This is a genomic window from Streptomyces sp. NPDC007808, from assembly GCF_042868655.1.
GTDB lineage: Bacteria > Actinomycetota > Actinomycetes > Streptomycetales > Streptomycetaceae > Streptomyces.
Window position 1 is genome coordinate 775,635 of the sequence record NZ_JBIAEQ010000003.1, and the last position, 21,403, is coordinate 797,037.

At 69.5% G+C, this 21,403-nt stretch carries 18 protein-coding genes; 13 read left to right on the plus strand and 5 right to left on the minus strand.

Going from position 1 to position 21,403, the window contains the following annotated elements; all coding sequences use genetic code 11:
• Positions 1-4: 4 nt before the first annotated feature.
• Positions 5-244, plus strand: a complete 240-nt coding sequence (locus ACFYNL_RS15185) for an exodeoxyribonuclease VII small subunit (protein WP_388802359.1) — start codon at positions 5-7, stop codon at positions 242-244.
• A gap of 171 nt (positions 245-415) precedes the next feature.
• Entirely contained in the window at positions 416-1,006 is a 591-nt protein-coding gene (locus tag ACFYNL_RS15190; protein WP_388802361.1) for a malonic semialdehyde reductase, read from the plus strand.
• A gap of 82 nt (positions 1,007-1,088) precedes the next feature.
• Here the strand turns inward: ACFYNL_RS15190 and ACFYNL_RS15195 are convergent, their stop codons facing one another.
• Positions 1,089-1,610, minus strand: a complete 522-nt coding sequence (locus ACFYNL_RS15195) for a DUF4245 domain-containing protein (protein ID WP_388802364.1) — start codon at positions 1,608-1,610, stop codon at positions 1,089-1,091.
• 127 nt (positions 1,611-1,737) lie between these two features.
• Between ACFYNL_RS15195 and glpX the strand changes: the two genes are divergently transcribed.
• Positions 1,738-2,775: a class II fructose-bisphosphatase gene (gene glpX / locus ACFYNL_RS15200; RefSeq protein ID WP_388802366.1), complete on the plus strand. Its 1,038-nt coding sequence runs from the start codon at positions 1,738-1,740 to the stop codon at positions 2,773-2,775.
• A gap of 60 nt (positions 2,776-2,835) precedes the next feature.
• Here glpX and ACFYNL_RS15205 read toward each other — a convergent pair whose 3' ends face one another.
• Positions 2,836-3,213, minus strand: coding sequence for a WhiB family transcriptional regulator (locus ACFYNL_RS15205; RefSeq protein WP_388802369.1), 378 nt, complete (start codon positions 3,211-3,213; stop codon positions 2,836-2,838).
• Positions 3,214-3,388: 175 nt separating this feature from the next.
• Complete coding sequence (locus ACFYNL_RS15210) at positions 3,389-4,081, minus strand: DUF1707 domain-containing protein (protein ID WP_388802372.1); 693 nt, start codon at positions 4,079-4,081, stop codon at positions 3,389-3,391.
• 168 nt (positions 4,082-4,249) lie between these two features.
• On the opposite strand from ACFYNL_RS15210, the gene ACFYNL_RS15215 reads away from it, so the two are divergent.
• Complete coding sequence (locus tag ACFYNL_RS15215) at positions 4,250-5,929, plus strand: fumarate hydratase (RefSeq protein ID WP_388802375.1); 1,680 nt, start codon at positions 4,250-4,252, stop codon at positions 5,927-5,929.
• A gap of 315 nt (positions 5,930-6,244) precedes the next feature.
• Here the strand turns inward: ACFYNL_RS15215 and ACFYNL_RS15220 are convergent, their stop codons facing one another.
• Positions 6,245-7,813, minus strand: a complete 1,569-nt coding sequence (locus ACFYNL_RS15220) for a recombinase family protein (RefSeq protein WP_388802378.1) — start codon at positions 7,811-7,813, stop codon at positions 6,245-6,247.
• Between the two features lie 319 nt (positions 7,814-8,132).
• Here ACFYNL_RS15220 and ACFYNL_RS15225 point away from each other — a divergent pair, with 319 nt between their 5' ends.
• From ACFYNL_RS15225 to ACFYNL_RS15240, 4 genes are all read left to right on the plus strand, one after another.
• Positions 8,133-9,095, plus strand: coding sequence for a hypothetical protein (locus tag ACFYNL_RS15225; protein ID WP_388802381.1), 963 nt, complete (start codon positions 8,133-8,135; stop codon positions 9,093-9,095).
• Between the two features lie 67 nt (positions 9,096-9,162).
• Positions 9,163-10,548, plus strand: a complete 1,386-nt coding sequence (locus tag ACFYNL_RS15230) for a class II fumarate hydratase (protein ID WP_388802384.1) — start codon at positions 9,163-9,165, stop codon at positions 10,546-10,548.
• 72 nt (positions 10,549-10,620) lie between these two features.
• The gene (locus ACFYNL_RS15235; protein ID WP_388802386.1) at positions 10,621-11,316 is read left to right on the plus strand and encodes a DUF402 domain-containing protein; all 696 of its coding nucleotides are present in this window, start codon (positions 10,621-10,623) and stop codon (positions 11,314-11,316) included.
• A gap of 280 nt (positions 11,317-11,596) precedes the next feature.
• The gene (locus ACFYNL_RS15240) at positions 11,597-13,738 is read left to right on the plus strand and encodes a SpoIIE family protein phosphatase (protein ID WP_388802389.1); all 2,142 of its coding nucleotides are present in this window, start codon (positions 11,597-11,599) and stop codon (positions 13,736-13,738) included.
• A gap of 111 nt (positions 13,739-13,849) precedes the next feature.
• Here ACFYNL_RS15240 and ACFYNL_RS15245 read toward each other — a convergent pair whose 3' ends face one another.
• The gene (locus tag ACFYNL_RS15245) at positions 13,850-16,243 is read right to left on the minus strand and encodes a transglycosylase domain-containing protein (protein ID WP_388802392.1); all 2,394 of its coding nucleotides are present in this window, start codon (positions 16,241-16,243) and stop codon (positions 13,850-13,852) included.
• 268 nt (positions 16,244-16,511) lie between these two features.
• Here ACFYNL_RS15245 and ACFYNL_RS15250 point away from each other — a divergent pair, with 268 nt between their 5' ends.
• From ACFYNL_RS15250 to ACFYNL_RS15270, 5 genes are all read left to right on the plus strand, one after another.
• Entirely contained in the window at positions 16,512-17,462 is a 951-nt protein-coding gene (locus tag ACFYNL_RS15250; RefSeq protein ID WP_388802395.1) for an SPFH domain-containing protein, read from the plus strand.
• Entirely contained in the window at positions 17,459-17,725 is a 267-nt protein-coding gene (locus ACFYNL_RS15255; RefSeq protein WP_388802398.1) for a hypothetical protein, read from the plus strand. Before ACFYNL_RS15250 ends, ACFYNL_RS15255 begins: the two co-directional genes overlap by 4 nt.
• Positions 17,726-17,841: 116 nt before the next feature.
• The gene (locus ACFYNL_RS15260) at positions 17,842-18,366 is read left to right on the plus strand and encodes a PadR family transcriptional regulator (protein ID WP_388802401.1); all 525 of its coding nucleotides are present in this window, start codon (positions 17,842-17,844) and stop codon (positions 18,364-18,366) included.
• Positions 18,363-19,052, plus strand: a complete 690-nt coding sequence (locus ACFYNL_RS15265) for an ABC transporter ATP-binding protein (protein ID WP_388802404.1) — start codon at positions 18,363-18,365, stop codon at positions 19,050-19,052. Before ACFYNL_RS15260 ends, ACFYNL_RS15265 begins: the two co-directional genes overlap by 4 nt.
• Positions 19,049-21,388, plus strand: coding sequence for an ABC transporter permease (locus tag ACFYNL_RS15270; protein WP_388802407.1), 2,340 nt, complete (start codon positions 19,049-19,051; stop codon positions 21,386-21,388). Before ACFYNL_RS15265 ends, ACFYNL_RS15270 begins: the two co-directional genes overlap by 4 nt.
• The last annotated feature ends 15 nt before the right edge of the window (positions 21,389-21,403 follow it).

Sequence of the window (21,403 nt, forward strand, 5' to 3'; positions counted from 1 at the left end):
GCGCATGACCGGCAAGGTGGAAGAGGCCCTCGGCTACGAGCAGGCCCGGGACGAACTGATCGAGGTCGTACGGCGACTGGAGGCGGGCGGTACGACGCTGGAGGAGTCCCTCGCCCTGTGGGAGCGGGGCGAGGAGTTGGCCAAGGTGTGCCGGCGCTGGCTGGAGGGAGCCCGGGCCCGCCTCGACGCGGCGCTCGCGCAGGAGGCCGAGGCCGAGCGTGAAGAGGCCGAGGGCGACTCCTGACGTCGAAGTGCCGGTCCTGACGTCGAGGGTGCCGGTGATCGTGTGGTGTGAAGCGGATCACGACACCCCACCCTTTGTTGAAGCTTGAACTTGTCTCGCGTAACGTCGTCCCCGTAACCGGTCCCCGGTCCGCTTACGGGCCTACGACGCACTACCCGAGAAGGTTGACCCATGTCTCTCGTCCTTGACCCCGCCGCCCAGGACCTGCTGTTCCGCGAGGCCCGCACCGCGAACACCTTCACCGACGAGCCGGTGACCGACGAGCAGGTCCAGGCGATCTACGACCTGGTCAAGTACGGCCCCACCGCCTTCAACCAGACCCCGCTGCGCATCACCCTGGTCCGCTCCGCGGAGGCCCGTGAGCGCCTGGTCCAGCACATGGCCGAGGGCAACCAGGCCAAGACCGCCACCGCCCCGCTGGTCGCGATCCTGTCCGCGGACAACGAGTTCCACGAGGAGCTGCCGCACCTCTTCCCGGCCTTCCCGCAGGCGAAGGACCTCTTCTTCAGCGAGCGCGCCGCCCGTGAGAACGCCGCCGGGATGAACGCCGCCCTCCAGGCCGCGTACTTCATCGTCGGCGTCCGTGCCGCCGGCCTGGCCGCCGGCCCGATGACCGGCTTCGACTTCGAGGGCGTCCGCAAGGAGTTCCTGGACGACGACCACACGCCGCTGATGGTCGTCAACATCGGCAAGCCGGGCCCCGACGCCTGGTACCCGCGCTCCCCGCGCCTGGAGTTCGACCAGGTCGTCACCACGGTCTGAGCCGCTCCGAGCACATGACGAAGGCCCCCGGCGGCAGTCCGGGGGCCTTCGTCATGCGTCCGATGAGGTCACCGCGAGGGTGTCACCCCGCCTTCAGGGACTTCGCCATCTGCGTCAGCTGCCCGAAGGAGCCCGTGCCCGCCACCACGGTCGTCGAGCCCTTCTCCTGGTGCACGAGCGCGTCGTACCGGCCGCCCGTGTAGCGCGTCCACGTCCGGTCGCCGATCTTCTCGGTGACCTTCGTCTCGCGACCGCCCCGAGTGGCCTCGTCGATGAACGTCGACGGCTTCTCGGCCGACTGCTGGACCTGCACGTACTGCCCGCCGGGCGTGTGGAAGCCGAGGTGCCAGGCGTCGAAGTCGTCGCCCTTGAAGCGGACGGAGGTCGCCTTCCAGGACGCGGGCAGGCCCTCGGGCGCGACCACCGGGTAGGACGCCGCGCGGCGAGCCGTCAGAAGCTCCACGCGGTAGTCGACCCGCGGGAGGTCGGGAGCGCCGTCTTCATGGGGGATGAAGAGATAGATGACCCCGGCCGCGAGCACGGTCACTCCGAGGGAGAGGACCATGTTCCGGACCGACTTCTGCTTGCCGTTCGAACCTGCCACGCCCCTATCGTCGCAGGTGCCCTGGTCTGCTCATCCGTGGGGCCCCCTGCTCATTCTGTCCGCCCGAGGATAGAGTCAGGGCCGTCACCCTCATCCGGCCGTCGTCGTATCAGAAAGGTGCGCTCCGATGACCGAGAATCATCATCATCTGCCGACCGAGCTCGAAGTACCCAGCGAAGCCCCCGACCGCAACCTCGCCCTGGAACTTGTCCGGGTGACCGAGGCCGCGGCGATGGCCGCGGGCCGCTGGGTCGGGCGCGGCGACAAGAACGGCGCCGACGGCGCAGCGGTGCGTGCCATGCGGACCCTCGTCCACACCGTGTCGATGAACGGCGTCGTCGTCATCGGTGAGGGCGAGAAGGACGAGGCGCCGATGCTCTTCAACGGGGAGCGGGTCGGCGACGGCACCGGGCCCGAGTGCGACATCGCCGTCGACCCGATCGACGGGACCACGCTCACCGCCAAGGGCATGCCCAACGCGATCTCGGTGCTGGCCGCGGCCGACCGGGGGTCGATGTTCGACCCGTCCGCCGTCTTCTACATGGACAAGCTGGTCACCGGACCCGACGCCGCCGACTTCGTCGACATCAACGCGCCCGTGTCCGTGAACATCCGCCGGGTCGCCAAGGCCAAGCGGTCCACGCCCGAGGACGTCACCGTCGTCATCCTCGACCGGCCCCGGCATGAGGGCATCATCAAGGAGATCCGGGACGCCGGTGCGCGTATCAAGCTGATCTCCGACGGTGATGTCGCGGGGTCGATCTACGCGCTGCGCGAGGGCACCGGTGTCGACATGCTGCTCGGCATCGGCGGTACGCCCGAGGGGATCATCTCCGCCTGCGCGGTGAAGTGCCTGGGCGGCACGATCCAGGGCAAGCTCTGGCCGAAGGACGACGAGGAGCGGCAGCGGGCGATCGACGCGGGGCACGACCTGGACCGCGTGCTGATGACCGATGACCTGGTCGCCGGGGACAACGTGTTCTTCGTCGCGACCGGTATCACCGACGGTGAACTGCTGCGCGGTGTGCGGTACCGGTCGGAGACGGCGACGACCGACTCGATCGTCATGCGGTCCAAGTCGGGGACGGTGCGGCGGATCGACTCCGAGCACCGGTTGAGCAAGTTGCGGGCCTACAGCGCGATCGACTTCGACAGGGCGAAGTGAGCACAGCGGTGTGAAAGGCGTGGGGCGCCCCCGGTGCGGAGGGGGCGCCCCTTTCCCGTCTCAGCCCGCCTGCGCTATGCGGTCGGCCGTCCTCGCCGCCTTCTTGAGTTCCATCTCGCGCCGACGCCGCCGGGCCAGGACCACCCGGCGCTCCGCCGCGGTGAGGCCGCCCCAGACGCCGTAGGGCTCGGGCTGGAGGAGGGCGTGTTCGCGGCACTCGACCATGACCGGGCAGCGGGCACAGACTCGCTTGGCCGCCTCCTCGCGGGAGAGTCGGGCCGCGGTGGGCTCTTTCGACGGCGCGAAGAACAGGCCGGCCTCGTCGCGGCGGCACACGGCTTCCGTATGCCATGGGGCGTCTTGGTCCCTGTCTCGCACTGGCACCCGCTGGGCCGGAACGGCAGCGACCTGCAGGGACGAATGCGGCGGTTGCAGCACGGTCTACTCCTGACGACGGCTTCGCGAGCGAGAGACGATGCAGCAAGGTCTACCCGCTGTGCGCGCGCCTATGCAGGGAGTTCCGAACCGCTGGATCCGAGGGGGTTCTGCGCGTCGCAGTGGAGCCTGCGGAACGGCCGAAAGGTGCGGTGGGAACCGCTCCGCTTCACGACAGTCAACGGTCCGAGTGCTTGCGCAAACCCTTCGCGCCCTTGTCGAGGTGGCGCTGGACGCGATCGAGGATGTCCGCCACCAGCCTGCCCCGCTTCGGCCTGGCCTCGATGCTGCCGAGCACGGCCCAGCCGTCGACATGGACGACCGGCGCCTGGGGCTCCGCCGCGTCGAGGTGGTCCACCTCGAAACTGCCGAGCACACCGCCGCCGGCGCCGCGCAGCGAGACGTTCTCCGGGACGCGGACCTCGACGCTGCCGAAGAGCGAGATCGCACGGATCACGACCTGCTGGTACTCGAAGAGCGCCTCGCTGAGGTCTATCTCGACGCTGCCGAACACCGCGTACGCGTGGATACGGCGGCCCGCCCGCCAACGGCCCTTGCGGACCGCGCTGCTGAACACCGCCACGACGTTGTCGTCGGGGTCGAGCGGCGTCGCTTCGAGGGCGGGGCGCGCGGGCACCGGCACGTGGGGGGCGCGGCGGGCGTGGGCGGCGGGCAGGTCCCGTATGAAGACCTCCAGTTCGCCGACCGTCTTGGCCGCGAGCACACCCTCGACCCGCTCGGCGTGCTCGTCGGCGGTGAGGCGGCCCTCGGCGAGGGCGTCACGCAGGATGTCGGCGATCCGGTCGCGGTCGGCGTCGGACGCGCGCAGTTCGGTGGCGGCAGCGGGCGCGGTCTGCTTCTGAAGGTCCACGGCAGCAGCCTAGCGAAACACGATAGATCGCGATAGCCCCTCTTTCGTGGTTTCCGGTTCGCTTACCGAAATCCAACTGAGCCTTACCTCACAAGCCCGCCGTCGGCGGCAGGTTCTACGCTGGTGGGCGCTGCCAATGGAGGCCAGCCGCTGTCTGTCGAGTGAGGAATGGGCGAGATGCCTGAGTTCGCGTACACCGATCTGCTCCCCATGGGAGAGGACACCACCCCCTACCGGCTGGTGACCTCCGAGGGTGTCTCCACCTTCGAGGCCGACGGGCGGACGTTCCTCAAGGTGGAGCCCGAGGCGCTGCGCAAGCTGGCCGAGGAGGCCATCCACGACATCCAGCACTACCTGCGCCCCGCGCACCTGGCCCAGCTGCGCCGCATCATCGACGACCCCGAGGCGTCCAGCAACGACAAGTTCGTCGCCCTGGACCTGCTGAAGAACGCGAACATCGCGGCGGCGGGCGTCCTGCCGATGTGCCAGGACACCGGTACGGCGATCGTGATGGGCAAGCGCGGGCAGAACGTGCTGACGCAGGGCAGGGACGAGGAAGCCCTGTCGCACGGCATCTACGACGCCTACACCAAGCTCAACCTCCGGTACTCGCAGATGGCTCCGCTCACCATGTGGGAGGAGAAGAACACCGGCTCCAACCTCCCGGCGCAGATCGAGCTGTACGCCACCGACGGCGGCGCCTACAAGTTCCTGTTCATGGCGAAGGGCGGCGGCTCGGCCAACAAGTCCTTCCTGTACCAGGAGACGAAGGCCGTCCTGAACGAGGCCTCCATGATGAAGTTCCTGGAGGAGAAGATCCGTTCGCTGGGTACGGCCGCCTGCCCGCCCTACCACCTGGCGATCGTGGTGGGTGGTACGAGCGCCGAGTACGCCCTGAAGACCGCGAAGTACGCCTCCGCGCACTACCTGGACGAGATCCCGGCCGAGGGCTCGCCGCTCGGGCACGGCTTCCGGGACAAGGAGCTGGAGGAGAAGGTCTTCGAGCTGACGCAGAAGATCGGGATCGGGGCGCAGTTCGGCGGGAAGTACTTCTGCCACGACGTGCGCGTGGTGCGCCTGCCGCGGCACGGTGCCTCGTGCCCCGTCGCGATCGCCGTGTCCTGCTCGGCCGACCGTCAGGCCGTCGCGAAGATCACCGCCGAGGGCGTCTTCCTGGAGCAGCTGGAGACCGACCCGGCCCGCTTCCTGCCGGAGACGACCGACGAGCACCTCGAGGCCGACGGCGACGTCGTCAAGATCGACCTCAACCAGCCGATGGACGACATCCTGGCCGAGCTGACGAAGTACCCGGTCAAGACCCGGCTGTCGCTCACCGGTCCGCTGGTCGTGGCGCGGGACATCGCGCACGCCAAGATCAAGGATCGCCTCGACGCGGGCGAGGAGATGCCGCAGTACCTCAAGGACCACCCGGTGTACTACGCGGGTCCCGCGAAGACGCCGGAGGGTTACGCGTCGGGTTCCTTCGGTCCGACCACCGCCGGCCGCATGGACTCCTACGTCGAGCAGTTCCAGGCGGCCGGCGGCTCCAAGGTGATGCTGGCGAAGGGCAACCGCAGCAAGCAGGTCACGGATGCCTGCGGCACGCACGGCGGCTTCTACCTCGGCTCCATCGGCGGCCCCGCCGCCCGGCTCGCCCAGGACTGCATCAAGAAGGTCGAGGTCGTCGAGTACGAGGAGCTCGGCATGGAGGCCGTCTGGAAGATCGAGGTCGAGGACTTCCCGGCGTTCATCGTGGTGGACGACAAGGGCAACGACTTCTTCACTTCGCGGGAACCTGAGCAGCCGACGTTCACCAGCATCCCCGTTCGGGGCCCCGGCCTCGGCTGACGCCGCTCCAGCACGCCGCAGGGAGCCCCTGGCCGCCGGTCGAGGGCTCCCTCGCTTGCAGCGGCCGCACGTCAGTTGGGGGGGGTGGCAGTCCTTCCAGAAAGGGGCACCCTTCCAGGGGGTGCCCCCTTGCTATGAACAGTCAGGCACGGGTGGGACGGCAGCACGAGACACCGTGCGCCCGACTCGGCCTTTATCAGGTCCATGGCCTTAGCAGCAGCTATGCCCCTCTGCACGGCCTGCTTGGTGAGCGCCTGGCCGTCGTCCCCGGCCAGGATGGAGAGTAACGGGGGCCGTTCTGCCGGGCCGCTCTCCCTATTCCCGCTTGTAAGCCCTCTGCTTCGGCAGAATGTATTCCGCCTCCGACTCAGTCCACATGTACCCCTCGGGGACGCGAAGGCCAGTCTCCTCAGCGATTTCCGCCAACTCCGGCATGCGCACCATCACACGGCGCGATCCGTCCTCGGTGTTTCCGACCACTACCGTGATTCCGTGCCGTTGCAGGAATACGCGCTTCTGCTCATCATCCTTGGTCGCCCACTCCTGGAGGTAGGTTTGCCCCGTCTCCTTCCAAGCCGGGGCGGCCTCGCCTGCCTTGATTTCCTCTCTCAGTCGCTCCACCTTCGCCGACTGGAATTCGTGCTGTCCCCAGTACCGTTCGATCTGAACTTCGGTCTTGAACCGTCCGGCGAGGTAATCGGCTTCCAGGCGGTCTAGCGTGCCCACCGCCTCGGCAAGCTCGGTCTTGGTCTGACTGATCGAGTTACCGGCGCGCTCCATGACCGGGAGCGGGCCGAGAGTGACCTTCACGAAGGTCCCGACAGCCGTGTCTAGGTCGTCGCGTCGAATACGGCCGGGGTTAGAGCAGGTTCCGGTGTTCACGTTGTTGCAAGCGTAGTAGTGATGTACGCGGCCGTTCGGCTTCGTCTTCTTGTTAGAGGACATTCGGGCACCGCACGCGTGGCAGATAGCCACACCGCCGAGCATCGACCGTGAAGGAGAGGACCGCCTAACCGGGCGATCGCTCTTCAGAACGGCCACAAATTCGGCCCACTCTGCAAACTCCATCAGGGGATCATCGGTGATTCTGACGTTCTCACCGTTCTCGTCTACGACGTTTTCTCCCTTGTGCGTGTAGATCCCGGCCACCGTAGGGTTCATGACTATGGCGCGAATAGCGTTAGCCGTCCAGGCAACACCCCTCGGCTCTTCGCCCTTAATGATTCGCAGATGATCCCGCCATGTAGGGATGCCCCGCTTATTCAGATCAACAGCAATCTTGTAGGACGACCAGTCACCTTTCAGGCGCTCCACGATTTCACGGAAAAGCTCCGCGCACGTCAGGTCCTGAACAAGCTTCTTACCGCCGTCTTCCTGTCGTTCGAAGTGATAGCCGAACGGTTCTACGCCGCCAATCCAAACACCCTTGGCCTTACGGGCCGCTGAACCGGAAAGCGCGCGGGCGCGAATGGTGTCCAGCTCGCCCTCGGCGAAAGCGGCGATGATTTGAGCGAACATCTTCCCCATGGGGGTGGACATGTCGATGCCTTCAGTAACCGAGACAATGACCTTGCCGTGTTTCTGGCACCAGTCGAATACCTCGGCGAAGTGGCCCGCCTTGCGGCTGAGCCGGTCCAGCTTCCAGACGGCCAACACGTCCCACTCGTCGGCCCGCTCGTTGAACCAGGGACCGAGCCCCGGTCTCTTGAACGGGTGCATGGCCCCGGACACGTCGAGATCTTCCGCCCAACCCGCAATACGGCCGTCAATGGCCGGTCCGGCCGCCCAGTGCTCTACGGCCGCACGCTGCTTCTCGGGGCTGGTGGTGTCGTCCTTCAAGATGGATAAGCGGACGTTCCCCAGGACCCTCGGATTAGAGATCATGGCGCGGATCGTACGCGGGTCCACGCAAGCTGAACAATCCGATCGACTTCTTCCAGAACCTGACACCTCAGCCGACGTTCACGTCGATTGCGGTGCGAGGCCCGGGCTTGGCGTAGTGCCTGGCTGGGCGGCGGGGCAGGTGTCTCGCCCCGCCGCCCAGCCTGCCTTCGGCCCGGACGGGCCCCGTCTTCGAACGCCGGGCGGGCCGGGTGGTGCCGTCGGCCGAGCAAGCTGTCCCGGGTTGCCTCACCTGGAGCAGGAGCCGTGACATAGCATCAGCTCTCTTTCCGTCACGGCTCTTCACCCCCGAGGCCGCTTCATGTCAGAAACCGGTACGCCGCCGCCCGAGCAGGAACCCCTCACGCCCCCGCTGACGGACGACGTCATTACCGCGGTCGTACCCGAAGCGGCGGGTCTGGAGCGGCGGGCCCGCAACCGGAGGATCGCGGTCAACCTGGTCTGCGCGGCGGTGCTCGCGGGCCTGGGGATCTTCGCGACCAAGATCGTCGACTCGCTGTTCGCCGAGCACGACGCTCGTGTCGCCAGTGAGGCCGACGACAAGGTGGACCGAGGTGGCCAGGCCTTCACGGCCACCGTCCGACTGGACACGGAGGATCCCGAGGCGACCCTCTTCGACTCGCCGTTCTCCGCCGAGGACAGGCGCACACTGCTCGGCATGACCTTGGAGAACGCCGACCGGCTCAAGCCCTTCATGGACGCCCGCCACGGGCGGGGCGTCTGGTACAGCGTCGTCAGCCACCCCGACATGGGGGTCTCGTACCCGGGGTACTCGGAGGCCTGGCTGGTGGACCTCATCAGCGACCGGCAGGCCGGCCTCGTCATCAACGACCTGCGGGTGAAGGGCCTCAGCTGCACTCCGGCCAAGGCTGTCGCGGTCATCGAGAGACGGGGGCAGGGAGGCGGCGGCTACGAGGGCATGCTTTTCGACCTGACGCGCTCCGATCCCGCGGCGCTCATCACCGCCGAAAAGGACTTCGGGAAGCCGTTCTTCGCCCACAGGAAGATCGACCTCGGCAACGGGGCCACCCCGGGCGGACTGCGGATCGAGGTCACTTCCGGTACGAGGGACTGCACCTGGAGGGCGTTCGAGGCCACCTACGTCGACTCCGACGGAACCCACACGCAGGAGATCACGAACAACGGCAAGGCCTTCCGAGTCCATGGCATCGCCGAACACCGGGAGCAGACGTTCCAGCTGCGTCCGGCCGTCCCCTTCGTGACCGAGTGCGCGATCTCCCCCCAGGGTGATCCCACGTGCTGAGCCGCGCCGGTGCCCCGTTCAGCGCAGGCCACGGAACATCCCGGCCGTCCGCGACGCTGTACCCGCCATGAGCGACTACCGAATCGAGCACGACTCCATGGGCGAGGTCCGCGTCCCGGCGCACGCCAAGTGGCGGGCGCAGACTCAGCGGGCCGTCGAGAACTTCCCCGTCTCCGGTCAGCGCATCGAGCGGGCCCACATCGAGGCCCTCGCGCGGATCAAGGGGGCCGCGGCCAAGGTGAACGCGCGGCTGGGGGTGCTCGACAAGGACGTCGCCGAGGCGATCCAGGAGGCGGCCGGCGAGGTCGCCGAGGGGCGGTGGGACGAGCACTTCCCCGTCGACGTGTTCCAGACCGGGTCCGGCACCTCGTCCAACATGAACACCAACGAGGTCATCGCCACCCTCGCGACCGAGCGGCTCGGCCGGGACGTCCACCCCAACGACCACGTCAACGCCTCCCAGTCCTCCAACGACGTCTTCCCGTCCTCCATCCACATCGCCGCCACCGCCGCCGTCACCCGTGACCTCGTGCCGGCCCTGGAGCACCTCGCCGCGTCCCTGGAGCGCAAGGCCGCGGAGTTCGCCGACGTGGTGAAGTCGGGGCGGACCCACCTCATGGACGCGACGCCGGTCACGCTGGGGCAGGAGTTCGGCGGATACGCCGCCCAGGTCCGGTACGGCGTCGAGCGGCTGCACGCCTCCCTCCCCCGGCTCGCCGAACTCCCCCTCGGCGGCACGGCCGTGGGCACCGGCATCAATACGCCCCCCGGCTTCTCCGCCGCCGTCATCGAGGAGGTGGCCCGGGCCACGGGGCTGCCGCTCACCGAGGCGCGGGACCACTTCGAGGCGCAGGGCGCCCGGGACGGCATCGTCGAGACCAGCGGTCAGCTGCGGACGATCGCGGTGGGACTGACCAAGATCGCCAATGATCTTCGGTGGATGTCGTCCGGGCCGCGCACCGGGCTCGCCGAGATCTCCCTGCCCGACCTCCAGCCCGGGTCCTCGATCATGCCCGGCAAGGTCAATCCGGTCGTTCCGGAGGCGGTCCTGATGGTCGCCGCGCAGGTCGTCGGCAACGACGCCACGGTCGCGACGGCCGGCGCCGCGGGCAACTTCGAGCTGAACGTGATGCTGCCGGTCATCGCGAAGAACGTCCTGGAGTCGATCCGGCTGCTCGCGAACGCCTCCCGGCTGCTGGCCGACCGGACCGTGGACGGCATCGTCGCGCACCGCGAACGCGCCCGGGAGTACGCGGAGTCCTCACCCTCCGTGGTCACGCCGCTCAACAAGTACATCGGGTACGAGGAGGCCGCGAAGGTCGCCAAGAAGGCGCTCGCCGACCGCAAGACCATCCGCCAAGTGGTGCTGGAGGGCGGGTACGTGGAGCGCGGCGACCTCACGATCGGGCAACTGGACGAGGCCCTCGACGTCCTGCGGATGACGCGGCCGTAAACCCTGTGCACCACGGCGTGAACCGGGACCGGTGCCACAGCGTCGTATGCCTGTGGCACCTAATATCTGTACATGGCAGAGGGTGGAGCGGTGACGACGGACGTGGCAGCGGGCGGGTCGACGGACTTCTGGGCGCCCGGGACGCAGATCCTGTGGCGGTACCGGGAGAACGGCGGCCAGGGCTTCCACATCGCGCGTCCCGTCACCGTCGTCCGGGACGACGAGGAGATCCTCGCCGTGTGGCTGGCCCCGGGCACGGAGTGCGTCAAGCCGGTCCTGGCCGACGGAACGCCCGTACACGTGGAGCCGCTTGAGACGCGGTACACCCGGCCGCGTACCGTCCAGCGGGACCGGTGGTTCGGGACCGGGGTGCTGAAGCTGGCGCGCCCCGGTGAGCCGTGGTCGGTGTGGCTGTTCTGGGAGCCCGGGTGGCAGTTCAAGAACTGGTACGTGAACCTGGAGCGGCCGCTGGTCCGTTGGGCGGGCGGCGTGGACTCCGAGGACCACTTCCTGGACATCTCCGTGCACCCGGACCGCAGTTGGCACTGGCGGGACGAGGACGAGTTCGCGCAGGCCCAGCGGGACGGACTGATGGACGAGCGGCTCGCCGACCAGGTGCGTGAGGCCGGGCGTGGCGCGGTGGAGGTGATCCGCGCCTGGGGGCCGCCGTTCTCGGACGGCTGGCCGCACTGGCGCCCGGATCCCTCCTGGGCTGTACCTTCTTTGCCTGAGGACTGGGATCGCACACCCGCGCACATGTCCTCATGAGACCCTTGATGCGCCCCCGGGCAGCAAACGTAGGATCGTCCTCCGCAAGGGCGCACCGGGACAACTGCCGGAGCACGCGCAGGGCTTGACCGATCGTCACCGAGGGGCGGCAGGACGTGAGCGAGGGTTACCAGGGCAATGCCGGTACGGACCGCAGACGGTCCACCGGTGGCACAGGAACTGCCTCTGGCCACGCGGGGATTCCGTTCCTGGGGCACGTATTCCGGGTATCGGAGTTTCGGCGGGAAGAACTGCACGCGTGGCGCGCAGCCCCGGACGGATGGATTCGAAAGGCGTGACGGAGCAGCCGATCTCCTTCGAACGCCCCGAGACGGGCGTCGACCCCGCGGAGCCCCGCGGGGCGCTCGTGCGTACCCCGACACCACCGGCGGCGCCCGCCGCTCCCGCGCACGCCTCCGGTGGCGGCACCGCGGGAGCCGCCGCCTTACCCGCGCAGGCGCGCACCGGTGAGACCCCTTCCACGCCGGGCACCACCGCACCGCCCGGCCCGAGCAAGGAGCCCCCAGTCATCGCCGGCAACGGCCCCGAGCACTCGCAGCCCTCCGTCGCCGCCGAGACCGACGGCCACCGGCCACGGCCCGTTCCGGAGGCCATCCCGCCCCAGCCGGGCACCGAGCAGTCGCAGTCGTCCGACGAGCGGCGTACCGGGCAGGGGGTGCCGCCCGGGCGGCCCACTCCGATGCGGCGGGACGGCGACCGGTTGCGCTTCGTCGGTGCGGCCACCCGCCGGATCGCCCGCGGCATCGACCTGGACGAGATCGTGATGGGGTTGTGCCGGGCGACCGTGCCGACCTTCTCCGACGCGATCCTCGTCTATCTGCGCGACCCGCTGCCGGTCGGCGACGAGCGGCCCACCGGCCCCGTCGTGCTGCGGCTGCGCCGCACCGACCGTATCCCGGAGGAGCGGGACACCGAGGGCGGTGGCTTCCTGCCCGCGCAGGCGCAGCCGGAGCCGGCCGAGTTGGCCGACCTGTCGGCCGTCACCGCCGAACTGTGCGAGGTGCGGCCCGGCGGCGCGCTCGCCGAGGTGCTGCGCGGGGTGCGTCCGGTCTTCGCCGACGCGCCCGCGGCCCGCGCCGCCCTGCCCGAACTGCTCGGCGAGGGCGGAGAGTCGATCATCCCGGACGGTCAGCGCGCGATCCTCGCGCCGCTGCGCGGCCGCCGTCGGGTCATCGGCGCCGCCGTCTTCCTGCGCCGCCCCGAGCGCCTGGCCTTCGAGCCGGACGACCTGCTGGTCGCCGCCCAGCTCGCCACCCACAGCGCCCTCGGCATCGACAAGGCGGTGCTGTACGGCCGTGAGGCGTACATCGCGGACGAGTTGCAGCGCACGATGCTGCCCGAGACGCTGCCGCGCCCCACGGGTGTGCGGCTGGCGTCCCGCTATCTGCCGGCCGCCGAGACGGCCCGGGTGGGCGGTGACTGGTACGACGCGATCCCGCTGCCGGGCAGCCGGGTGGCGCTGGTCGTCGGTGACGTGATGGGCCACTCCATGACGTCGGCCGCGATCATGGGGCAGCTGCGGACCACGGCACAGACCCTCGCCGGGCTCGACCTGCCGCCGCATGAGGTCCTGCACCATCTGGACGAGCAGGCCCAGCGCCTGGGCACCGACCGGATGGCGACGTGCCTGTACGCCGTCTACGACCCGGTCTCGCACCGCATCACCATCGCCAACGCCGGGCATCCGCCGCCCGTCCTGCTCCACCTGGGCGGCCGCGCGGAGGTCCTGCGGGTTCCGGCGGGCGCGCCGATCGGCGTCGGGGGCGTCGACTTCGAAGCCGTGGAGCTGGACGCGCCCGCCGGGGCGACGCTGCTGCTCTACACGGACGGCCTGGTCGAGTCGCGGCTGCGTGACGTCTGGACCGGCATAGAGCAGCTGCGCGAGAAGCTGGCCGCCACCGCCCAGCTGACCGGCCCCGACCATCCGCCGCCGCTGGAAGCCCTGTGCGACGAGGTGCTGGACATGCTCGGCCCGGGCGACCGGGACGACGACATCGCGCTGCTCGCCGCCCGCTTCGACGGCATCGCGCCGAGCGACGTGGCGTACTGGTTCCTGGAGCCGGAGGACGCGGCGCCGAGCCGTGCCCGGCGGCTCGCGCGACGGGCGTTGGCCCGGTGGGGCCTGGAGGAGCTGACGGACTCCGTCGAGCTGCTGGTCAGTGAGGTCGTGACCAACGCGGTGCGGTACGCCTCCCGGCCGGTCACGTTGCGGCTGCTGCGGACCGACGTGCTGCGCTGCGAGGTGGGGGACGACGTGCCCCAGCTGCCGCGGCTGCGGCAGGCGCGGGCTACGGACGAGGGTGGTCGTGGCCTGTACCTGGTCAATCGGTTGGCCCGGCGGTGGGGGGCCACGCGGTTGAGTACCGGAAAAGTGGTCTGGTTCGAGTTGAATCGCGGTTAGGGCCGGTGGGCGCGACCGCGGACCGTGCGACTGCGGCTCCGCCGCGTGGGGCACGCCCCCGCGGCGGAGCTGCACGTGCATACAGGCCGGCGCCCCGGTCGGGGCGCCTGCCTACCGTTCGTTCTGTCCGTCTCCAGGTCTGACCGGGTCCAGGGTGGGTTCGTCCGTCCCCGCGTCGTCCGTCGGGTCCACCGTGGGTTCCTGGGTCGTCGGCTCCTCGGTCGGCTCCTCGGTCGTCGGCTCCTCGGTCGGCTCCTGGGTCGTCGGCTCCTCCGTGGGCTCCTCGGTCGTCGGCTCCTCGGTCGGCTCCTCGGTCGTCGGCTCCTGGCTCGGGGTCGGCGTCCAGGTCGGCTGGACGGCCGCGCCCTGGTCGGTCTCCAGGTCGAACTCGGCGTCCGCCTTCGTCACGCCGAACATGTACGCGGCCCAGATCTCCGCCGGGAAGCCACCGCCGTTGACGCGGTCCTCACCGCCGGCGCCGTACATCTTGGTCTGCGCGTGCGTCTTGGCGTCCTCACCGAACAGCCCCACCGACGTGACCAGGTCGGGTGTGTAGCCGGTGAACCAGGCCGACTTGTTGTCGTCGGACGTACCCGTCTTGCCGGCCACCTCCTGGCCGTCCCGCAGCGGGTTGTTCCGCACCGACCTGCGCGCCGTACCGTCGTCGACCACGCCCGTCAGCACCGAGGTGACCGTGTCGGCGGACTCACGGCTGATGACCTCGTCGCCGACCGCCTCCGGGAAGGTGACCTTCTGGAAGTCGTGCTCGACCGACTTGATGAGGGTCGGGGTGACCTTCTTGCCGTGGTTGTTCAGGGTCGCGTAGACGCCGGCCATCTCCAGGGGGCTCGCGCCCATGGAGCCCAGGGTCTGCGCGGGTACCGCCTGCTGGCCCTTGACGTCCATGCCGAGTTCACCGGCGACCTTCATCACCTCGTCCATGCCGACGTCGACGCCCATCTGCGCGAAGACGGAGTTGACGGACGCGTTCATCGCCGTCTGCACGGTGATGTCGCCGTAGTTCTTGTCGTCCTCGTTCTCCGGGGCGAACCCGACCTTCTGGCCGTTGGAGACGACCGGGCGCTTGCTCGTGCCGTCGTAGATCGTCTCGGCGGTGATCGGCCGGCCGTCCTGGGTCTCGGCGTTCTCCTCCAGCGCCGCGGCGAGGATCACCGGCTTGAACGTCGAGGCGGGCTGGTAGTCCCGCCGGGTCGCGTTGTTGAGGTAGTGCTTCAGGTAGTCCTCGCCGCCGTACATCGCGACGACCGCGCCGTTCTTCGGGTTCACGGACACGGCACCGGCCTGGACGTTCGCGTCGACCTTGCGCTTCGTCGGGTCCAGCCTGCCGGTGAGCTGGGTGCGGGCGGCCTTCTCCAGCGCCGCCTGCTTCTTCTTGTCGATGTTGAGGGTGATGGTCCAACCGCCCTGGTCGACCATCGCCTCGGCCTGCTTGAGGTCCTCGGCGGCGCCCTGGGAGACCAGTTGCTTCTGCAGCGCGCTGTCGGCGGCCCTCACCAGGTAGCCGGTCTGGCCCCCCATGCCGGGGTCCTCCTTGGCCGGCTTGGGCTCCTCGAACTCCATGGCCGCGCGCTTGGACTTGTCCAGCCAGCCCTGCTCGACCATGTTGTCGAGCACGTAGTTCCAGCGGGCCTCGGCCATCCGCTTGCCCTTGTCCGTGGCGATGGCCCAGTCGTACTGGTTCGGCGCCTGCAGCAGCGCGGCGAGGTAGGCGCCCTGCTCGACGCTGAGCTTCCTGGCGTCGACGCGGTAGTAGGCCTGCGCGGCGGCCTGGATGCCGTAGGCGCCGCGGCCGTAGTAACTGGTGTTGATGTAGCCGGCGAGGATGTAGTCCTTGGACTTCTCCCGGTCCAGCTTCAGGGAGATGACCAGTTCCTTCATCTTGCGCGTGACGGTCTGTTCCTGCGACAGGTAGTAGTTCTTGACGTACTGCTGGGTGATCGTCGAACCGCCCTGCGCGCCCTTGCCGGTGAGCGTGTTGAGCAGACCGCGTGCGGTGCCCCTGAAGTCGACGCCGGAGTCCTTGAAGAAGGTCTTGTTCTCGGCGGCGACGAAGGTCTTCTGCACGGGCTTGGGCACCTCGGCCAGATCCACGATCTCGCGGTTGAGGTCGCCCCTGCGGGCCAGGACCGAGCCGTCGCTGTACTTGTAGACGTTGCTCTGGAGCTTGGCCTCGGCGTTCCCCTTCGGGATGGGGATCAGCAGGTAGAGCACGATGAAGGCGGCCATGCCGAGCAGGACCAGACCGAGGAACGTGCCGAGGATCTTCTTCCAGGTGAACAAGCGGCGTATCCGGCCCTTGCCGTCGCCGCCCTTGCCGCCGTTCCTCGCCGCCCGGCGAGCCGCGGCACGGCCTCCCTCGGCGGCCGGCGGGCCCACCACGGTTGCCGAGTCCTCCACGGCGGCCGACGGCGTCCCGGACGAACGCCGGGGCGCGGCCCGGCGCCCACCGCGCTGGCGGGCTCGTCTGTCTTCCGCTCGTCCCATGGGTCCGTTCCGCTCCGCTTCGCTCTTGTGTGCGCTCCCGCCACACAGGTTCGTCGCTCAGGTCAGCTCAGAAAGCTAACACCCGAAGTTGTGACAAAGGACTGGTGATCCGGGCTTTTACGGACGTGACAATCAGCACCCGTTCCAACGGAACCGACGACTGAGAAGTGCATAGGGTTGCTTCCGCGGGGTAAAGTGATATCACTTAGCTAGACCGAAGCTAGTGGAGTACGCACCGGCTTCCTGGAGAAACGGGGGGAAATCACCCATGCCACACGACAAGACCGACACCGACACGTCGCCCATCGCCGCCGATGTGCCCGCCATGCCCGCGCCGCGCGTACGGGAGTTCACGGCTCACAGCATCGGCGGCGGCCTCGCCCTGCTGCTGGGCCTGCTCGGACTGCTGGCCGGGGCAGGGCTGATCGCCTCGGCCACGGTGGTCTCCGGGGCCGGCGGCAAGGCGGCGCTGATCGTCCTCGGCATCGTGGTCGCCGTCGCCGCACTGCTGGCGATGTCCGGGCTGAACATGGTCGCGCCGGGCGAGGCGCGGGTCGTTCAGCTCTTCGGGCGGTACCGGGGGACGATCCGGGAGGACGGACTGCGCTGGGTGAACCCCTTCACGTCGCGCACGATCATCTCGACGCGGGTGCGCAACCACGAGACGGCCGTCCTGAAGGTGAACGACGCCTACGGCAATCCGATCGAGCTGGCCGCGGTCGTGGTGTGGAGGGTCGAGGACACCGCGCAGGCCACGTTCGAGGTGGACGACTTCCTGGAGTTCGTCTCCACCCAGACCGAGGCGGCCGTCCGGCACATCGCCATCGAGTACCCCTACGACGCCCATGACGAGGCGGGCCTGTCGCTGCGGGGCAACGCGGAGGAGATCACCGAGAAGCTCGCCGCCGAGCTGCACGCGCGCGTGGAGGCGGCCGGGGTGCAGATCATCGAGTCGCGCTTCACGCATCTCGCGTACGCTCCCGAGATCGCCTCCGCGATGCTCCAGCGGCAGCAGGCCGGTGCGGTCGTCGCGGCCCGGCGGCAGATCGTCGACGGGGCGGTGGGCATGGTCGAGGCGGCACTCGCGCGGATCTCCGAGCAGGACATCGTGGAGCTGGACGAGGAGCGGAAGGCGGCGATGGTGTCGAACCTGATGGTGGTGCTGTGCGGAGACAGGTCCCCGCAGCCGGTCCTCAACACCGGGACGCTCTACCAGTGACGCCTGACTCCGGCCCCTTCGAGGACTCCGCGGGTTCCGCGCCTCGGCGTCGGCCGCAGCAGCGCAAGCAGGTGCTGCTGCGGCTGGACCCGGCGGTGTACGAGGCGTTGGCCCGCTGGGCCGGCGACGAACTGCGGTCGGCCAACGCCCAGATCGAGTTCCTGCTGCGCCGCGCCCTCGCCGAGGCGGGGCGGCTGCCGGGCGAGGCCAAGCCGATCCCGCGGCGCGGCCGGCCTCCCGCGAACCCGCCCGAACCTCAGTGACACAACCGTGACAATCGGCCCCCACCAGGGCCGTCGCAGCAGCGCCGTACGCGCCGCCATGATCTGCACACTCGGCGTATACATGCCGCGTATACACCCCGTGTAGAGTCATGGCCATGTCCATCGGTCACACCCTTCTAGGGCTCCTGGAATCGGGCCCCCGCCACGGCTACGACCTGAAGCGGGCCTTTGACGAGAAGTTCGGTCACGACCGGCCCCTGCACTACGGCCAGGTCTACTCGACGATGTCCCGCCTGCTGAAGAACGGGCTCGTCGAGGTCGACGGGATCGAGCCCGGCGGCGGCCCCGAGCGCAAGCGGTACGCCATCACCGACGCCGGGATCACCGACGTCCAGCAGTGGCTCGCGACGCCCGAGAAGCCCGAGCCGTACCTCCAGTCGACCCTCTACACGAAGGTCGTCCTGGCGCTGCTCACCCGGCGCAACGCCGCCGACATCCTCGACACCCAGCGTGCCGAGCACCTGCGCCTGATGCGCATCCTCACCGACCGCAAGCGCAAGGGGGACCTCGCCGATCAGCTGATCTGCGACCACGCCCTCTTCCACCTGGAGGCCGACCTGCGCTGGCTGGAACTCACCGCCGCGCGCCTCGACAAGCTGGCCGAGGTGGTCGCCCAGTGACCGCGCCTCCCGGTTCCCTGCTCGCGGCCGAAGAGCTGCGCAAGGCGTACGGCCCGACCCTCGCGCTCGACGGCGCCGAGTTCTCCATCCACCCCGGCGAGGTCGTCGCCGTCATGGGGCCGTCCGGCTCCGGCAAGTCGACCCTGCTGCACTGTCTCGCCGGCATCGTGCCGCCCGACTCCGGGTCCATCACCTACAACGGGCGCGAGCTGGCCACCATGAGCGACGCCCAGCGCAGTGCGCTCAGGCGCTCGGAGTTCGGGTTCGTCTTCCAGTTCGGGCAGCTCGTACCCGAGCTGACGTGTGTCGAGAACGTCGCTCTTCCGCTGCGGCTCAACGGCACCTCCCGCAAGGAGGCCGAGAAGGCCGCGCTGACCTGGATGGAGCGTCTGGAGGTCGACGATCTCAGGAAGAAGCGGCCCGGCGAGGTCTCCGGCGGTCAGGGGCAGCGCGTCGCCGTCGCCCGCGCGCTGGTCACCAACCCGCGCGTACTCTTCGCCGACGAGCCGACCGGCGCGCTCGACTCCCTCAACGGCGAGCGCGTCATGGAGCTGCTGACCGACGCCGCCCGCTCGACCAACGCCGCCGTCGTGCTGGTCACGCACGAGGCGCGGGTCGCCGCCTACTCCGACCGCGAGATCGTCGTACGGGACGGCAAGTCCCGGGACATGGAGCGCGTCGTATGAACGTCGGTCAGTGGGCCAGGGATCTGGGCATGGGGGTCCGGTTCGCCTTCGCCGGCGGACGCGAGGGATGGATCCGGGCCCTGCTGACGGCCGTGGGAGTCGGCCTCGGGGTGGCGCTGCTGCTGCTCACGGCCGCGTTCCCGAGCCTGCAGAGCGCACGCGACGAGCGGTCGTACGCACGGACCGACATCGTCTACAGCGACCAGGGCCTGAAGAAGGCGGACGACACCCTGCTCGTCGGGGACGTCGACACGACCTTCCGCAACGAGACCGTCCGGGGCCGCGCGCTGGAACCCGAAGGGCCCGCGGCGCCGCTGCCGCCGGGCGTGGAGGAGTTCCCGGCGGTGGGCGAGATGATCGTCTCCCCCGCGCTCAAGCGGTTCCTCGAATCGGACGACGGCAAGCTGCTGAGGGAGCGGCTGCCGGACCGGATCGTCGGGACCATCGGGGAGGCCGGACTGATCGGCCCGGCCGAACTCACCTTCTACCGGGGCGGCAAGGACCTCGCCTCGCAGATCGACGGCGTCCGGGTGGCGCGCATCGACAGGTACGGCGACCCGAACCCGCCCGAGGAACGTGTCGACCCCGTCCTGATCCTGATCGTCCTCGTCGTCTTCGTGGTGCTGCTGATGCCCGTCGCCGTCTTCATCGCGGCGGCCGTGCGCTTCGGCGGCGAGCGGCGCGACCGGCGGCTGGCGGCGCTGCGGCTGGTCGGCTCCGACGGCCGGATGGTCCGGCGGATCGCGGCCGGCGAGGCGCTGGTGGGCGCGGTACTGGGACTGGTCTTCGGTACCGGCTTCTTCCTGGCCTGCCGCCAGATCGCCGGCTCCATCGAGGTCTTCGACGTCAGCGTGTTCCCGAGCTACCTCAACCCCTCCCCCGGACTTGCCCTGCTGATCGCCGTCGCGGTGCCCGCGGCCGCCGTACTGGTCACGCTGTTCGCGATGCGTGGCGTGGTCATCGAGCCGCTCGGTGTGGTGCGCACGGCGAAGCCCTCGCGGCGACGGCTGTGGTGGCGGCTGCTGCTGCCGCTCGGCGGCGTCGCGATGCTCTGGCCGATGATCGGCCAGGGCAACGACAACGGCGAGTTCAACGAGTACCTGGTGATCGGTGGTGTGCTGCTGCTGCTCATCGGCGTGACCACCTTGCTCCCCTGGATCGTCGAGGCGGTCGTCGCCCGGCTGAACTCCGGGGGTGTCGCCTGGCAACTCGCGGTCCGAAGGCTGCAGTTGAGCAGTGGTACGGCGGCCCGCATGGTCAACGGCGTCGCTGTGGCCGTGGCCGGCGCGATCGCGCTGCAGATGCTGTTCGCGGGCGTGGAGGGCGAATACACCGAGGACACCGGCTACGACGTCAACCGCATCCAGATGTCGGTGAGGCTGCCGGCCGACGTACCGATCGACCAGGCGGCGGCGAAGTTCCGGGACACCGAAGGTGTGCGCAAGGTCTACGCGTACTCGGAGGGGTACCTCGGGGACCGGCGCAAGGAACCCGAGAAGGGCTCCGAGGTGACCGTCGGCACCTGTGCGGAGCTGCGCGACGTGGCCCAGATCGCCTCCTGCCGGGAAGGTGACGTCTTCTACGTGACGGGCTCCGAGTACGACGAGGACACCCGGTCGTTCGCCAAGCAGCCGGGCCGCACGCTGTACCTCGACCCGACCTACGAGGGCGAGCTCACCAGGCGCAGCGAGATCCCGTGGGCCGTGCCGCGGGGTCTGAAGAAGGCCACGGCCCTCAAGGACGCGGAGGGCCGGGAGCGGGGCGGCTTCCTCATCACCCGCGCGGCACTGCCCGCCGAGGCGGCCCCGGCCCTGACCGGGCAGGTCTACCTGCAGTTCGACGATTCCGTGCCCGACGTCACCGACCTGGCCCGGAACACGGCTGCGAAGATCGACGAGCGGGCGTACCCGATGGCCTGGGAGTGGACCCGGCAGTCCGAGCGGTACACCGCCATCCGCACCGGCCTGTCCGTCGGGGCCGCCTGTGTCATGGCGCTGATCGGCGCGAGCCTGCTGGTCTCCCAGCTCGAGCAGCTGCGGGACCGCAAGAAGCTGCTGTCCTCGCTGGTCGCCTTCGGCACCCGGCGCCGCACGCTGAGCCTGTCGGTGCTGTGGCAGACGGCCATCCCGATCGCCCTCGGCCTGCTGCTGGCGTCGGCGGTGGGGCTGACGCTGGGCGCGGTCCTGCTGCGGATGGCGGACCGGCCGATCCGGGTGGACTGGCCGAGCGTGCTGTCGATGACGGGCGTGGGCGCCGGGGTGGTGCTCGTGGTGACGCTGCTCAGCCTGCCGCCACTGCTGCGGCTGATGCGGCCGGACGGCCTGCGTACGGAGTAGGCCCCCGTCCCCGCG